13 protein-coding genes are annotated in these 16088 nt (G+C 34.1%); 9 read left to right on the forward strand and 4 right to left on the reverse strand.

Features of this window, described 5'->3' with window-relative positions:
• The first annotated feature begins 66 nt into the window (after positions 1 to 66).
• The 3 genes from dnaE (at position 67) to B9N71_RS01670 (ending at position 5140) form a co-directional block, all read left to right on the forward strand.
• Positions 67 to 3546 carry a DNA polymerase III subunit alpha gene (dnaE, locus tag B9N71_RS01660; RefSeq protein WP_085163884.1) on the forward strand — a complete coding sequence of 1160 codons (3480 nt, stop codon included), beginning with the start codon at positions 67 to 69 and terminating at the stop codon, positions 3544 to 3546.
• A gap of 244 nt (positions 3547 to 3790) precedes the next feature.
• On the forward strand, positions 3791 to 4750 hold the full coding sequence (gene accA / locus B9N71_RS01665; RefSeq protein ID WP_085163885.1) for an acetyl-CoA carboxylase carboxyl transferase subunit alpha: 960 nt from the start codon (positions 3791 to 3793) through the stop codon (positions 4748 to 4750).
• Between the two features lie 21 nt (positions 4751 to 4771).
• On the forward strand, positions 4772 to 5140 hold the full coding sequence (locus B9N71_RS01670; protein ID WP_034910464.1) for a diacylglycerol kinase: 369 nt from the start codon (positions 4772 to 4774) through the stop codon (positions 5138 to 5140).
• Between the two features lie 317 nt (positions 5141 to 5457).
• On the opposite strand, the gene B9N71_RS01675 is transcribed toward B9N71_RS01670, so the two are convergent.
• Entirely contained in the window at positions 5458 to 5712 is a 255-nt protein-coding gene (locus B9N71_RS01675; RefSeq protein ID WP_085163886.1) for a hypothetical protein, read from the reverse strand.
• Between the two features lie 244 nt (positions 5713 to 5956).
• A complete protein-coding gene (aroB, locus tag B9N71_RS01680) occupies positions 5957 to 7036 on the reverse strand; it encodes a 3-dehydroquinate synthase (RefSeq protein ID WP_085163887.1) in 1080 nt (359 codons plus the stop codon).
• A gap of 120 nt (positions 7037 to 7156) precedes the next feature.
• Here aroB and B9N71_RS01685 point away from each other — a divergent pair, with 120 nt between their 5' ends.
• Both B9N71_RS01685 and glnB read left to right on the forward strand, forming a co-directional pair.
• Positions 7157 to 8761 carry an NAD+ synthase gene (locus tag B9N71_RS01685; RefSeq protein WP_085163905.1) on the forward strand — a complete coding sequence of 535 codons (1605 nt, stop codon included), beginning with the start codon at positions 7157 to 7159 and terminating at the stop codon, positions 8759 to 8761.
• Between the two features lie 24 nt (positions 8762 to 8785).
• Positions 8786 to 9124 carry a nitrogen regulatory protein P-II gene (gene glnB, locus B9N71_RS01690; protein WP_085163888.1) on the forward strand — a complete coding sequence of 113 codons (339 nt, stop codon included), beginning with the start codon at positions 8786 to 8788 and terminating at the stop codon, positions 9122 to 9124.
• 6 nt (positions 9125 to 9130) lie between these two features.
• Here glnB and B9N71_RS01695 read toward each other — a convergent pair whose 3' ends face one another.
• A complete protein-coding gene (locus B9N71_RS01695) occupies positions 9131 to 9754 on the reverse strand; it encodes a hypothetical protein (protein WP_051634156.1) in 624 nt (207 codons plus the stop codon).
• A 326-nt stretch (positions 9755 to 10080) separates the two neighbouring features.
• Between B9N71_RS01695 and B9N71_RS01700 the strand changes: the two genes are divergently transcribed.
• Complete coding sequence (locus B9N71_RS01700) at positions 10081 to 10707, forward strand: TfoX/Sxy family DNA transformation protein (RefSeq protein ID WP_085163889.1); 627 nt, start codon at positions 10081 to 10083, stop codon at positions 10705 to 10707.
• A gap of 153 nt (positions 10708 to 10860) precedes the next feature.
• On the opposite strand, the gene rhlB is transcribed toward B9N71_RS01700, so the two are convergent.
• A complete protein-coding gene (gene rhlB, locus B9N71_RS01705; protein WP_085163890.1) occupies positions 10861 to 12090 on the reverse strand; it encodes an ATP-dependent RNA helicase RhlB in 1230 nt (409 codons plus the stop codon).
• A 150-nt stretch (positions 12091 to 12240) separates the two neighbouring features.
• Between rhlB and trxA the strand changes: the two genes are divergently transcribed.
• From trxA to gnd, 3 genes are all read left to right on the forward strand, one after another.
• Positions 12241 to 12567, forward strand: a complete 327-nt coding sequence (gene trxA, locus B9N71_RS01710) for a thioredoxin TrxA (protein WP_085163891.1) — start codon at positions 12241 to 12243, stop codon at positions 12565 to 12567.
• A 363-nt stretch (positions 12568 to 12930) separates the two neighbouring features.
• Positions 12931 to 14193, forward strand: a complete 1263-nt coding sequence (gene rho / locus B9N71_RS01720) for a transcription termination factor Rho (RefSeq protein ID WP_034910472.1) — start codon at positions 12931 to 12933, stop codon at positions 14191 to 14193.
• 172 nt (positions 14194 to 14365) lie between these two features.
• On the forward strand, positions 14366 to 15781 hold the full coding sequence (gene gnd / locus B9N71_RS01725) for an NADP-dependent phosphogluconate dehydrogenase (RefSeq protein WP_034910475.1): 1416 nt from the start codon (positions 14366 to 14368) through the stop codon (positions 15779 to 15781).
• Positions 15782 to 16088: the final 307 nt, after the last annotated feature.

Below are 16088 nucleotides of genomic sequence, written 5' to 3' on the forward strand. Positions count from 1 at the left end.
AATAAGAATATTCTTCTTGCTTGTGTTATAATTCAAAGCTAATTTTATCCTTCATTTCTGGTAATTATGGCAGAACCAAAATTTATTCATCTTCATTTACATAGTGATTTCTCTATGATTGATGGAATTGCTAAGGTAGGTGCATTAGTAAATGAAATGAGCAAGTTGCAGATGCCTGCATTTGCGATCACTGATTTTACTAATCTTTGTGGACTGGTTAAGTTTTACGGCTCAGCAATGTCAAAAGGTATTAAACCTATCATTGGTGCAGATCTCGCTATTAGAAGTTCTCAATTGCCTGATGATATTTATCATCTAACTCTGTTAGCAGCTAATAATCAGGGATATCAAAATCTTACTTTATTGATTTCTAAAGCTTATCAGCGAGGATACATTGGAGATTTGCCTGTTGTTGATAATGAGTGGTTAATTGAGCATCGAGAAGGGTTAATTGTATTAGCTGGACGAGAAAGTGATATTGGTATCGGTATCGTTCGCAATAATCAAACTATTATTGAGCATGCTATTAATTTTTACCTTGAAAATTTTAATGAGCATTTTTATTTTGAGCTAGTACGGACTAAACGAATCAATGAAGAGCTATTTATTCATAGTGCAGTAAGATTGGCTGAACAGTATCAATTACCCGTGGTTGCTTCTAATGATGTTCGTTTTTTAAAAGCTTCAGATTTTGAAGCTCACGAAATTCGTGTTGCTATTCATGATGGGAATACACTTGAAGATCCTTCCCGACCTAAAAATTACTCATCAGAGCAATATTTACGATCTGAACAGGAAATGTGTGAACTATTCTCTGATATACCAGAAGCGCTTGAAAATAGTGTTGAAATAGCAAAGCGCTGTAATGTAACCATCCGGTTAGGTGAATATTTTTTACCTAAATTTCCTACTGGTGATATGTCGACCGAAGATTTTTTGGTGCATAAATCGCGTGAAGGTTTAGAAGAAAGACTTGAGTTTTTATTTCCCGATCCAGAAGTTAGAAAACAAAGAAGACCTGAATATGATGAGCGTTTAGAAACAGAATTAACGGTTATTAATCAGATGGGTTTTCCTGGATACTTTCTAATTGTTATGGAATTTATTCAATGGTCGAAAGATAATGATATTCCCGTGGGACCTGGGCGTGGTTCAGGTGCGGGTTCACTAGTTGCGTATGCTTTAAAAATTACCGATTTAGACCCACTGGCGTTTGACTTACTTTTTGAACGATTTTTGAATCCAGAACGTGTTTCAATGCCTGATTTTGATGTCGACTTTTGTATGGAAAAGCGAGATCTAGTAATTGATCATGTTGCTGATATGTATGGTCGTGATGCAGTCTCTCAAATTATTACTTTTGGGACTATGGCGGCTAAAGCGGTAATCAGGGATGTTGGCCGAGTACTTGGACATCCTTATGGCTTTGTTGATCGGATTTCCAAATTAATTCCCTTAGATCCGGGAATGACATTGGTTAAAGCTTTTGAAGTTGAGCCTCAACTTCAGGAGTTATACGATAATAATGAAGAAATTAAATCATTAATTGATATCGCACGTCAATTAGAAGGTGTAACTAGAAATGCAGGTAAGCATGCTGGGGGCGTTGTAATTTCACCAACTAAGATTACAGATTTTTCGCCAATTTATTGTGATCCAGAAGGAAATCACCCAGTAACCCAGTTTGATAAAAATGATGTTGAATATGCAGGCCTTGTTAAATTTGACTTTTTAGGACTAAGGACATTAACCATTATTGATTGGGCAATCAAAATGATTAATGAACGTCAGTTAAGAGAAGGAAATAAACCTATCGATATTACTCGAATTCCTCTCGATGATCAGGCGTCATTTGATTTGTTATTGAAAGCCGAAACAACAGCTGTGTTCCAACTTGAATCTCGAGGTATGAAAGACTTAATAAGGCGATTAAAACCCGACTGTTTTGAGGATATGATCGCTTTAGTTGCCTTATTTAGACCAGGTCCGTTACAATCAGGTATGGTAGACAACTTTATTGACCGTAAACATGGCAGAGAAGAAGTTTCCTATCCTGATATTAAATATCAACATGAATCATTAAAACCTATCTTAGAACCAACATACGGTATTATTTTGTACCAAGAACAAGTCATGCAAATTGCTCAGACTTTGTCGGGTTATACATTAGGTGGTGCGGATTTATTACGTCGAGCTATGGGGAAGAAAAAACCTGAGGAAATGGCAAAGCAACGCTCTGTTTTTAAAGAAGGTGCAGAAAAGCAAGGTATCGATGGTGAGCTTTCCATGCGCATTTTTGATTTAGTGGAAAAATTTGCTGGTTATGGTTTTAATAAATCTCATTCAGCAGCTTATGCGCTTGTTTCTTATCAAACATTATGGTTAAAAACTCATTATCCATCAGAATTTATGGCTGCAGTTATGACTGCCGATATGGATAATACTGATAAAATTGTCGGTTTGGTTGATGAATGCTTACGGATGGGATTAAAGGTTAATCCACCAGATATTAATAGTGGTCTTTATCACTTTCATGTGAATGATAAAGGTGAGATTGTTTATGGGATTGGGGCTATAAAGGGTGTCGGTGAAGGTCCTATTGAGGCAATTGTTGAAGCACGTAATAGTGGTGGATATTTTAAAAATATATTCGAACTTTGTGCTCGAACAGATATGAAAAAGATCAACCGTCGTGTACTTGAAAAACTTACTATGGCAGGGGCATTTGATAAATTAGGCCCTCACAGAGCAGCTATTTTGCATAGTATTAATGATGCAATGCAGGCAGCGGATCAATATGCAAAAGCTCAAGATATTGGTCAAGAAGATATGTTTGGAGTCTTAGCGGAAGAACCTGAACAAGTTGAGCATGCTTATGCTGCGGTACCTGAATTACCCGATCAAGTTTTGCTTGATGGAGAACGTGAAGCTTTAGGGCTTTATTTAACAGGGCATCCTGTAACGCAATATTTAAAAGAATTAAATCGTTATACTGGTGGATTGCGAATTAGTGAAGCATCTCCGACAGGCTGGGGAAAAACAGTTACTTTTGCAGGTATTGTCACTGATGCTAGGACTCGAATTACTAAAAAAGGTAAAAAAATTGGTTTGTTTACTTTAGATGATCGTTCAGGTCGTATTGATGGTATGCTTTTTGCAGAATCTTTGGAAAATTTTGGACATTTACTCGTAAAAGATAAGATCTTAATTGTTACAGGCCAAGTTAGTAATGATGATTTTAATGGTGGTTTTAAAATGTCAGTGCGAGATATTGTTGATCTAAAAGATGCCCGTACTAAATATGTAAAAGGACTGTCCATTACATTAACAGAAAGCGAAGCAAATCAAGCAATATTGCAACGTTTACAACAACTTTTAGAACCTTATCGCCATGGTAGTGTGCCTGTTAGCTTATATTATCACCGGGGTGATTCGGTTGTTAGGATTCAATTCGGTACGACATGGAGGGTTATTCCAGAGGACGCTATGATTATTGAATTAAAGACACTTATTGGTATTGATCGTATTGAATTTGAGTTTGAATAAGAAAATAAACTTATTAATAGTAGTCTGGTTGATTAATTAAATTTATTAAATAATGTTACTTTAATTAAATGTAAGTGGTATAACATTTTGAATAGTTGAAGTCTAATAATATAAATTTAGGTGACTTCAATGAGTATTACATAGTAGAATTGGATTAATTTTATTTTAAGAATTAGCCAGTATACTGTATTAGATGTGTATTTTTTTAAAATACCAAATAAATTAAGAGGCAATTACAAGCGTTATGAACAATTTTTTGGAATTTGAAAAGCCGATAGCGGAATTAGAAGCAAAAATTAATTCCTTAAAGAATATTGATTCGCAACAAGTTGAATTAGATATTAATTTAGATAAAGAGATTAAGCAATTACATAAAAAAAGTCGAGAATTAACAAAAAAAATATTTGCTAATTTAACTCCCTGGGAAATTGCGCAACTAGCTAGACATCCAAATCGTCCTTATACATTGGATTATCTGAAAGAAATTTTTACTGATTTTGATGAATTAGCTGGTGATAGGGCTTATGCCGATGACAAAGCAATTATTGGTGGAATAGCTCGTATTGATGGAAGATCTGTGGTGGTTATTGGGCATCAAAAAGGTCGAGAAACAAAACAGAAAATTTATCGGAACTTTGGTATGCCCGCTCCAGAAGGGTATCGTAAAGCTTTACGATTAATGCAATTAGCGGAGCGTTTTAAATTACCAATTATTACTTTTATTGATACTCCAGGTGCTTATCCTGGTATTGGTGCCGAAGAGCGAGGTCAAGCAGAAGCTATTGCTCGTAATTTAAGAGAAATGTCACGTCTTAAAGTACCAACTATTTGTACAGTAATTGGAGAGGGAGGCTCTGGGGGCGCTCTTGCTATTGGGGTTGCAGATAAAGTTAATATGCTTCAATATAGTACTTATTCTGTCATATCGCCAGAAGGTTGTGCTTCGATTCTATGGAAAAGTGCCGATAAAGCACCAGTTGCAGCTGAAGCTATGAATATGACTGCAGATAAATTACTAAAATTGAATCTTATTGATTCAATTATACCTGAGCCTCTGGGTGGTGCACATCGTGATTATGCTGTCGTATCTGCTTCACTCAAAACACAATTACTTAGTGATCTTAATGAACTTGAAAGTATGGATTTATCTGTATTATTAGAAAGAAGATATCAACGTTTGATGAACTATGGTTACGTAAGGTAATTTTAAATTTGGAATATTGTAATGAAAAAATCGACAGGCTTACTACGTATCCTTAAAGCAACAAAATATTCTTTAAAAGGCTTAAAATCGGCGATCAAACATGAAGCTGCATTTCGCCAAGAGTTAATTCTATTAGTTGTGGCTTATATTGTTGTAATGCTAATTGATTTCTCTATTTATGAACGTATTTTGCTACTTGGTTCAATTGGAGTGGTGATGATTACTGAGTTAATAAATAGTGCAATTGAGTGTGTAGTTGATCGTATTGGCTCTGAAAGGCATGATTTATCTGGCCGAGCAAAGGATTATGGCTCGGCGGCGGTATTTTTGTCGTTATTATTGACTATTATTTTGTGGATTTATCTATTTTCTTGTCATTTTTCATCATGATTTTTGATTTAAACGTAGGTTTTCCTGAAAGTTTTTGACAATAGTTTAATCGCAAAAAACTATTCTTAAACTAGAATAGGATTGGTTTTCCAATAAAAATTTATAAAAATATTATTATAATTACGCTGTAAAATAAAAATAACAACGCTTTTGTAGGAAAATACAGGGTTATTTACACTTTATGGTTAAAATAATCCTCTAAAAACTTATAAGGCGTTTTTTTCGAAATCGCTTTATGGGGTTTAATTGTATTATAATAGTTAATAAATCGTTTAATACTTTGTTTTCTATCTTTTTAATAGCCAAATATTTTCTGATTATTCTACATTTCCATTAAAGATCGTATCACGCTTTTGAGCTTTCCCATTCGTTTGTGGACAGGCTAGTTTCGTGAATTCTTGATGGATACGATGGTTGTTACACGTTTTAACAAATAGCTCTTCACCAGTGCCTTGATATTCATGTCCATTTTTGGAATAAATACATTCAATGATAAAGGATATTGGGTTAACACATTGTTTATATAAATAGTGCTGAATTAAATCGGGATTTATTGGGGTAAATGCCTGCATAAAAGTTCATGTGAAAAATCATCAATACTGACCGACAAATAAATACTCTCGCATTTTTTGTTTGGTTTCGTTTTTAAGCAAAGATAAAGGTAAACGTTTAGCATCAACTATAGCATTTACCCAGATAGGTTTTGTTATAGCGTTTAGCTTGTCGCCTTAATTTAACTTCAATGGACTTTCCGACTTTAACCAGACGTTTAATTTTTATATGTAAATGATGCAACTATTGGTTATCAATTATAGATTAAGTTAATTGTATAGACTGAATTACCATATCTTTATCAATACCATCTATCACTTCAGCATGACCAATTTTAGTTGGTATAACAAGCCTTAATTGCCCAGATAATACTTTTTTGTCTCGTAACATATGTGGCAGATAAGATTCAATTGACATTTTTTGGGGTCTGTTAACAGGTAGTTTAGCGCGAATTAATAAGTTCTTAATTCGTTCAATATCAGTTTGATCCAATTTACCAAGTAATTTGGCTGTTTGTGCAGCCATTAGCATACCAACACTGACAGCTTCGCCATGTAGCCAATTTCCATAGCCTAGTTCTGCTTCTATGGCATGCCCATAAGTGTGACCAAGATTTAAGATTGCTCGCATGTTTTGTTCTGTTTCGTCAGCAGCAACCACTTGTGCTTTGAGTTCACAGCAATGGTAAATACAGTAGCTTAATGCATTAACATCTAGGTTTAGTAAATCGTTGATGTGTTCTTCAAGCCAATCAAAAAATTTAGCATCTAAAATAATGCCGTATTTTATAACTTCGGCAAGTCCAGCCGAAAGCTCTCTTTGTGGTAATGTTTTTAAACAACTGAGATCAATCACTACCGACTGTGGTTGATAAAATGCGCCAATCATATTTTTACCCAGTGGGTGATTAATCGCTGTTTTACCTCCTACCGAGGAATCAACCTGTGATAGTAGCGTTGTAGGCACTTGAATAAACTTAATTCCACGTTGATAAGCTGAGGCGGCAAATCCTGCAATGTCACCAATCACACCTCCACCTAGTGCTATAAGTATACTACTGCGAGTATGATTGTTTGCCAGTAACGTTGTCAAAATGCTATTCCATGTTTCCATGGTCTTATATTTTTCACCATCAGGAACAACAACTGAATCGGTTTTTACACCATGCTTTTCAAGCATATCAATTAGTGTTTGTAAATAAAGTGGGGCTATGGTTTCATTGGTAGCAATGAGTACGCGTTGCCCTGCTTGGAGTTTAAAATGTTGAAATTCACTTAGTAGATTTTCACCAATTGTGATTGGATAACTGCGTTTAGCTAGCGCTACATTTAATGTTTTTTGCATATTAATTTCCAGACAGGTCAAAGTGGATTTATTGTTGCATGTTAGCGATAAAAAAGTGGCAGTGCAACTTAGAATCATTTAAACTTATTGATAATTTTGATTTGTGATATTAAATTTTATATGTCTTTATCTATTGTTTTAGCACAAAAAAACTGGTGTGTGGGCGACATTGAAGGGAACGTTCAGCAGATTATTGAATTGATAAATAGCCACTCATCCGATGATCTTATTATTTTTCCAGAACTTGCTTTGTGTGGTTATCCACCCGAAGATTTAATTTTTCGTTCTGATTTTAAAGCTCGTTGCCAAAAAGCATTATCGTTGATTCAACAAGCGAGTCGGTACTGTGCAGTTATTGTTGGACATCCGCATTGGCAAGATCAAAATATTTATAATGCCCTTTCATTTTTTTATGATGGCGAATTGTTAGCTCGCTATCATAAACAGCGATTACCTAATTATGATGTATTTGATGAAAAGCGTTACTTTACGGCTGACAATCAAACTTGCGTAGTTGATTTTAAAGGTAAAAGGATTGGTTTACTAATTTGTGAAGATCTTTGGCAATTTGAGCCAGTTGATAATATCCATAAGGCTCAGGCTGATTTTGTTGTGGCTATTAACGCTTCGCCTTATGACTGCGACAAGCAGAAAAATCGTCGAGAGTTAGTTAAACAGCATGTTAAACGAACAGGTTTACCTTTCATTTATGTTAATCAAGTGGGTGGTCAAGACGAGCTGGTGTTTGATGGCGGATCATTTGTTTGTAATGAGCTTGGTGAAATTGTTTGTCAGCTAAAATCATTTGAAGAGCAAGTTTCTTCTTTTGAATATGGTGTAAATCATCAGGCGATAATTGATAATAATGGAAATGATCAATTAGCTTCAGTTTATGATGCATTGGTACTTGCAACTCGCGATTATGTTACTAAAAATGGCTTTCAAGGTGCAGTATTAGGGCTTTCTGGAGGGATTGATTCAGCTTTAACCCTTGCTATTGCAGTTGATGCGCTAGGAAAAGATAAAGTGCAGGCAGTGATGATGCCATTTCGTTATACAGCCGATATTAGTATTGCTGATGCCAAAGAAGAAGCTGAAATATTAGGGGTTGAATTTGATATTATTTCGATTGAGCCAATGTTTGATGCGTTTATGGCATCGTTAAGTCCAATGTTTGTTGGTACGCCAAAAGATACTACTGAAGAAAATCTTCAAGCACGTTGTCGTGGTGTTGTTTTAATGGCACTATCAAATAAACGGCGCAGGCTGGTGCTGACAACGGGTAATAAAAGTGAAATGTCGGTAGGTTATGCAACTCTTTATGGCGATATGGCTGGTGGGTTTGATGTTCTGAAAGATGTGCCTAAAACCATGGTTTTTGCATTGTCAAAATATCGGAATACTCGTTCTTATGTTATTCCTGAAAGAGTGATCACTCGCCCTCCATCAGCAGAGTTGGCTCCAGATCAAAAAGATGAAGACAGTTTACCGCCTTATGATATTTTAGATGGAATTTTGAAAGGTTATGTCGAACTTGATCTTTCCGTTGAACAACTTATTGCGCAAGGTTATGATGAAGCAACTGTAAGGCGTGTTATTAAATTGGTTGATATAAATGAGTATAAACGTCGCCAATCAGCGGTCGGTCCGAAAATAACAGCTCGTAACTTTGGCAAAGGTCGCCGTTATCCTATTACTTCTGCTTTCGGATTTAAAAATTGGTGATCTTGAATTAAAGGTAAATTAAATATGAAAAAGATTGAAGCTATTATTAAACCATTTAAATTAGATGATATTCGAGAGGCACTTGCTGATCAAGGTATTACAGGTATGACAGTTACTGAAGTTAAAGGTTTTGGTCGTCAAAAGGGGCATACTGAACTTTATCGCGGTGCGGAATATATGGTTGATTTTCTGCCGAAGGTGAAAATTGAACTTATTGTGTCTGATGATATTTTAGAAATGTGTATTGAGACTATTATGAAGACAGCACAAACCGGTAAAATTGGTGATGGCAAAATTTTTGTTTATAACGTTGAACAAGTCATTCGTATTCGAACTGGCGAAATGGATGATTCTGCGATTTAGTTTAAATTACTGAATGTCAGGTCGTTCTTGTTTGAGTAGCTCAGAAGTCACAATACCTTGGATCGAACAAATAAGAAGGTTCATATTTGGGCTTTTTTCGAGTAATAGCAGTTTTTCGGTGGTATCTGGAGCTGGAATGGTTTTAACACCGACAACAGTTCCGGTATTTTTATGCCAAGTTTGGAGATCGTCATTAATATTACGAATCTTTGGATTTGCGATATACAGTAGGTTATCTTCCATATTTTTCCAATCTACAAAATTCAAAGCATCTTTGATTTGATTAATATCATTATCGATTATAAATCCCCAGAAATAATATTTTCCCATTTTGCCAAGATCCATGGCACTATCATAATAGCCAATGATTGTTAGGTTTTTATAAGTCATAGGAGTTTTGAAATAAACGTAGTTTTTAGTTATATCAGAGCGATTTTCAATAACAATATTGGCTTGATTTTTATTAAAAACTTTTATATTAGTATATTTTTCTAGTTCATTTTTATTGCTATAAACTTCTTTAAAAAAATCAGAGTTGCAAAGCATTAACGAATCAATCAATGGCACTTTATCGGCTGATGCGATAAAAGAATAAAATATAAAAAATAGAGTAATGATGTTTTTTATCATATTGATTCGATTAGGCAAAATTTAGGTACCAAAATTAATGACCCCGTGATTGTATAATTATTACGACAGAATAACAATGTTAAAGCTATTTTCTTTTTTTCTAACTATTTAGCTTTGTCTTTCTTTGCTAAAACTCTTTACAAAAATTAATTTAATTTCACAAAAATATAATTTATCAAGTAATAATGTATTTTATGTTTATATATGGAATGCAGATCGCATATTTATGTATTAATTTAGAAATAGTTTGAATATAAAATAACTATAATTTAGATTAACTAGTAAGTTACTTCAGTTACTCAATAAAGTTTAGATGGAAATTAATTATGTGCTCAACATTTGCAAATCGAATTTTAACAGAGCTTTCTGACGTTGAAGATATTTCAATTAAAACGTTTTTTGGAGGATTTAGTGTTAATAGTAAAGATATAATGTTTGGTTGGGTTACCCAAAAAAGCTTTTATTTAAGAGGGCATCCAGATTATCGTTCACTTTTTATTGATTTGGGTATGCAGCCATTAAGTATAACGACAGGCATGTCTACTAAATTGCTTGATTATTATAAGGTAGGTAATGAACTTTTTAAGGATCATGAAAAACTGTTTTCTATGGTACAGATGGTGATAAAGTATACTAAAAAAGAGCAATATGAAAAAAACGAAATCAAAGCAAAACGGATAAAAGAGTTGCCAAATATGACTTTGTCGTTAGAAAGGTTATTGTGTAGTGTTGGAATTAAAGATGTTGATACCTTTCAAAAGGTAGGTTATTTGAATGCATATTATAAAATAAAACAAAAAAAAGAAACCATTTCCATTAATATATTGTTTGTTTTATATAGTTCTTTACATCGTTTTCATGTTGCAACTTTGTCCAAGGAGACTAAAAAAGAAATTGAACTTGAATATCAATGTTTTTTAAACCAGATGGATAATGACTCATATAAAGAATAATTTTGACTGGCTATGTTGATCAAAGTACTTATAATAATATCACCATAATAATAACAGTTATCTAAAAATGCTTTACGATGAAGTATAATTACATTTTTAGATAATTTTTTATGGTTGATATTATTTATGTTTTCTATCTACTATTTAGTTTAGTCAATTTGATGGTTTTCTACGTGGTGGACGTCTAAATGGTTTTGGATGAGGCAAATCAACCAGTAGCGCAGAAGGATCATATTGACTAACAGGAATAGCATGATCAATTGCTTTTTCAATAGCAGGTAAATTTTGTGAATAACGTTCACAGGCTAATGAAATTGAGTAACCTCTAGCTCCTGCACGCCCTGTTCTTCCAATTCGATGACGATAATCATCACAATCATCAGGCAGATCATAATTAAAAACGTGAGTAACATTAGGTATATGTAATCCTCTGGCTGCGACATCGGTAGCAACTAAAATATCAAGATGACCTTGGGTAAATTGTTCTAAAATTGATAAACGTTTTTTCTGAGCAATATCACCAGTTAATAATCCAACACGATGACCATCAGCGATAAGGTGCCGCCAAATCTTTTCGCAAGTTACTTTGGTATTAGCAAACACAATGCAACGATCAGGCCATTCTTCCTCAATTAGTGTTTGTAAAAGTGCTAATTTATCTTCGTTAGATGGGAAAAATAGTTCTTCTTTAATGCGATGCCCAATTTTTTGTTCTGGTTCAACTTCAATATACTTAGGATTATTCATATGCTCAAAGGCTAATTCACGCACGTTGTGTGTTAATGTTGCAGAAAACAACATGGTTAATCTTTTTTGTGGTGGTGTCATATGTTTGAAAACCCAACGTATGTCACGGATAAATCCTAAATCAAACATGCGATCGGCTTCGTCTAATACGACAACTTGAATTGCGTCTAAATTAATATAATTTTGCTTTGCATAATCAATCAATCGTCCTGTTGTGGCAATTAAAATATCGACCCCTGTGGAAAGCATTTTTAATTGTTTATCATAGCCATCACCACCAAAAGCTAATCCTAATTTTAAACCTGTTTCTTCAGATAGTCGTTCAGCGTCATGGTATATTTGTACAACTAATTCGCGTGTAGGGGCAATAATTATTGCCCTTGGTTGATTTATTTTGTGATCAGGTAAAGGCTCATGATTCAACAAGTGATTAAATGTTGATGCTAAAAACGCCATGGTTTTGCCTGTTCCTGTTTGTCCTTGCCCAGCAATATCCATTCCGTTAGTGGTTAGCGGTAATGTCTTTTCTTGAATTGGTGTGCAATAAACAAATCCTTTTTTTTCAAGTGCTTTTAACACTGAAGGATGAAGAGGAAATTGGCTAAAAGTTGTTTTGGTAAGATATGATTGAATCATTATTGTTGTGAATATAATTATCAGAATTGTCAGATTATAACACACTAAATATAGTGACATCACTAATAATTATATCCTATTATACTAATTGCTAGTAGAGAAATTCAAAGTAATCTATTATTGTAAAAAGTAAAAATGTAGGAGACAAAAATGAGTGATAATATCGTTCAGTTATCAGAAGCAACTTTTGATAAAGTAGTTAATGAATCATCGAAACCAGTACTCGTTGATTTTTGGGCTTCATGGTGTAAGCCTTGTAAAATGGTTGCTCCGATTTTGGAAGAAATAGCTCAAGAATATAGCGATAAGATAGTTATTGCCAAATTGAATATTGAAGAAAATCCCAATATAGCACCTAAATTTGGTATTCGAGGTATTCCTACTTTATTGATTTTCAAAAACGGACAAGTAGCTGCCACTCAAGTAGGAGCTTTATCTAAAGCTCAACTTAGAGATTTTATTAATCCTCAATTGTAATAATTACTTTATGTTTTTATAATATGGTTAATAGAGTAATGAATTTTGCATTACTCTTTTTTTGTGTCTTTAATTTTACTAGATTTATTAATTTATAATAGTTATATTCAATTAATTGTAGACAAATTAATGATTTTAGTGTAATCTGTGCTTCTCTTACATGTATCCCTTTCTGTAATTCATTGTTTTTATTGGTAAAGTGGTGAAATTCTATATTCAAATGTTCAATTATCATCAAAAGCTTAGCAATCGATTGAATTTAAGTGTTGTAAGAGAGCTTTTTTATAAGCGAATTAAACAAATATACAAAAATAATATTAAATTGCAAACATATCAATTTTATCCTCAAGAATTTTTAACATTATGAATTTAACTGAATTAAAAAACACTTCTGTTTCCGAGCTTGTAGCGCTTGGAGAAAAAAAGATGGGGCTTGAAAATCTTGCCCGACTTAGAAAACAAGACATTATTTTTGCAATCTTAAAACAACATGCCAAAAGTGGTGAAGATATTTTTGGTGATGGCGTACTGGAAATTTTGCAAGATGGATTTGGCTTTTTGCGTTCAGCTGATAGCTCTTATTTAGCTGGTCCTGATGATATTTATGTATCACCAAGTCAGATTCGACGATTTAATTTAAGGACTGGTGATACCATTGCAGGTAAAATCCGTCCGCCAAAAGAAGGTGAACGATATTTTGCTTTGTTAAAAGTAAATGAAGTAAATCACGATAAACCAGAAGATGCCCGCAATAAAATTCTTTTCGAAAACTTAACTCCACTTCATCCAAATTCTCGTTTACGAATGGAACGAGGTAACGGTTCTACCGAAGATATCACCGCAAGAGTTCTTGATTTAGCATCACCAATTGGTAAAGGTCAACGTGGCTTGATTGTTGCACCACCAAAAGCAGGTAAAACAATGCTTTTACAAAATATTGCACAAAGCTTAGCGGTTAATCATCCTGAATGCGAGTTAGTTGTATTAATGATTGATGAGCGTCCCGAAGAAGTGACCGAAATGCAGCGTCTAGTTAAAGGTGAAGTTGTTGCATCGACATTCGATGAACCAGCAGCAAGACATGTTCAAGTTGCTGAAATGGTTATTGAACGCGCAAAACGTTTGGTTGAACATAAAAAAGATGTGATTATTTTATTAGATTCGATCACCCGTTTGGCTCGTGCATACAATACAGTTGTTCCTTCATCAGGTAAAGTGTTGACTGGTGGTGTGGATGCGAATGCATTACATCGTCCGAAACGTTTTTTTGGTGCAGCACGTAATGTGGAAGAAGGTGGTAGTTTAACAATTATTGCAACAGCATTGATTGATACTGGCTCTAAAATGGATGAAGTTATCTATGAAGAGTTTAAAGGTACCGGTAATATGGAAGTCCATTTATCGCGTAAAATTGCTGAACGTCGTGTGTTTCCTGCTATTGACTTTAATCGTTCTGGTACACGTAAAGAAGATCTAATGACTTCGCCTGATGAACTACAAAAAATGTGGATTTTACGCAAAATTCTTAACCCAATGGGTGAGACTGATGCAATGGAGTTCTTGATCGATAAACTTGCCATGACTAAAACTAATGATGAGTTTTTCGAAATGATGAAACGTTCATGATTTATTCAGTTGATAGTAAATATCATTAAAGTCATGAAAAAGAGCCGTATTGTATTCTGATACGGCTTTTTTTATGGCAAAATATAGCGTAATTTATAAAACTTAATTAAGTTTTAGGTGTTGTTAAAACCTTATGGTTAAGGTTATAGAGGTTTAATAAAGGAGCCAAATCATGTCAAAACAACAAATCGGTGTTATTGGAATGGCAGTTATGGGGCGAAATCTTGCGCTCAATATTGAAAGTCGAGGATTTTCTGTTGCTATTTATAATCGCTCTAAAGATAAAACAGAACAAGTCATGGCTGAACATTCTGATAAGAAATTGGTTCCTTATTATACAATTGAAGATTTTGTCAATTCTTTAGAAAAACCACGCCGTATCCTGATTATGGTGCAAGCAGGTAAAGGTACCGATGCGGTAATTGATGAGTTGCGTCCACTTTTAGATAAAGGTGATATTATTATCGATGGCGGGAATGCCTATTTTGAAGATACAATTCGTCGAAACAAAACATTGTTAGCAGAAGGATTTAACTTTATTGGTACTGGTGTTTCAGGTGGCGAAGAGGGAGCGCTAAAAGGTCCATCAATTATGCCTGGTGGGCAAAAAGAGGCTTATGAATTAGTTGCACCAATATTAGAGAAGATTGCTGCTAAGGCTAATGGTGAGCCTTGTGTTGCTTATATAGGTCCAAATGGCGCTGGTCATTATGTAAAAATGGCTCATAATGGCATTGAGTATGGCGATATGCAACTGATAGCTGAAAGCTATTCGGTATTAAAACATGCTGTTGGTTTAACTAATGATGAACTTGCTGAGGTGTTTACAGATTGGAATAAAGGCGAGTTAGACAGTTATTTAATCGAAATTACCGCTGATATCTTTAAGCATAAAGACGAAAACGGTAATTATTTAATTGATGTGATTTTAGATGCGGCAGGCAATAAAGGTACAGGTAAATGGACCAGCCAAAGTGCTTTAGATTTGGGTGAGCCTTTATCTTTAATCACTGAGTCTGTATTTGCTCGTTATCTATCAGCAATTAAAGATCAGCGAGTTGCGGCGGCAAAAGTGTTAAAAGGTCCTCAAAAAGCGCCTTATAGTGGTGATAAGCAGGAGCTCATAGAAAAAGTCCGTAAAGCACTGTATATGGGTAAAATTATTTCTTATGCACAAGGTTTTGCACAGCTAAAAGCTGCTTCTCATAAATATCAATGGAATTTAAATTATGGTGAAATAGCTAAGATTTTTAGAGCAGGGTGTATTATTCGTGCACAGTTTCTTCAAAAAATTACTGATGCTTATGCCGATAATAATGAGATTGATAATTTATTGTTAGCGCCTTATTTTAATCAAACAGTTGAGGCTTACCAACAATCATTACGTGATGTGGTATCTTTAGCGGTACAACAAGGTATTGCTGTTCCAACACTTTCAGCAGCGATTGCTTATTATGATAGTTATCGATCAGCGGTATTACCAGCTAATTTGATTCAAGCTCAGAGAGATTATTTTGGTGCTCATACCTATGAGCGTATTGATAAAGAAGGTGTGTTCCATACCGATTGGTTAAATATTGAATCTTAATATTTTCAATTTATAATCTTATTTTGCTATACAAGAGTGCAAGTAAGTTTGCACTTTTGTATAGCTTTTTCCCCTTTTGTATCTCAATATTTCATAACTCCTTGTCATTATTGATTTTAAATTTGTCAAGTGATTTCATTTATTAAAAAGCCTAGAAAAACACTATATATTGTGTATAATTGAATATTATTTACTATATATAGTGTTATTTTAAGCGGTAGAAAACCTCGGGATTATATCAAAAAACTAATGATTTGATAAAAAATGAATAATAACAACGAATATTAATGTTGGTATAACACTTGTG

This window comes from Gilliamella bombi, from assembly GCF_900103255.1.
GTDB classification, from domain to species: Bacteria; Pseudomonadota; Gammaproteobacteria; order Enterobacterales; family Orbaceae; genus Gilliamella; species Gilliamella bombi.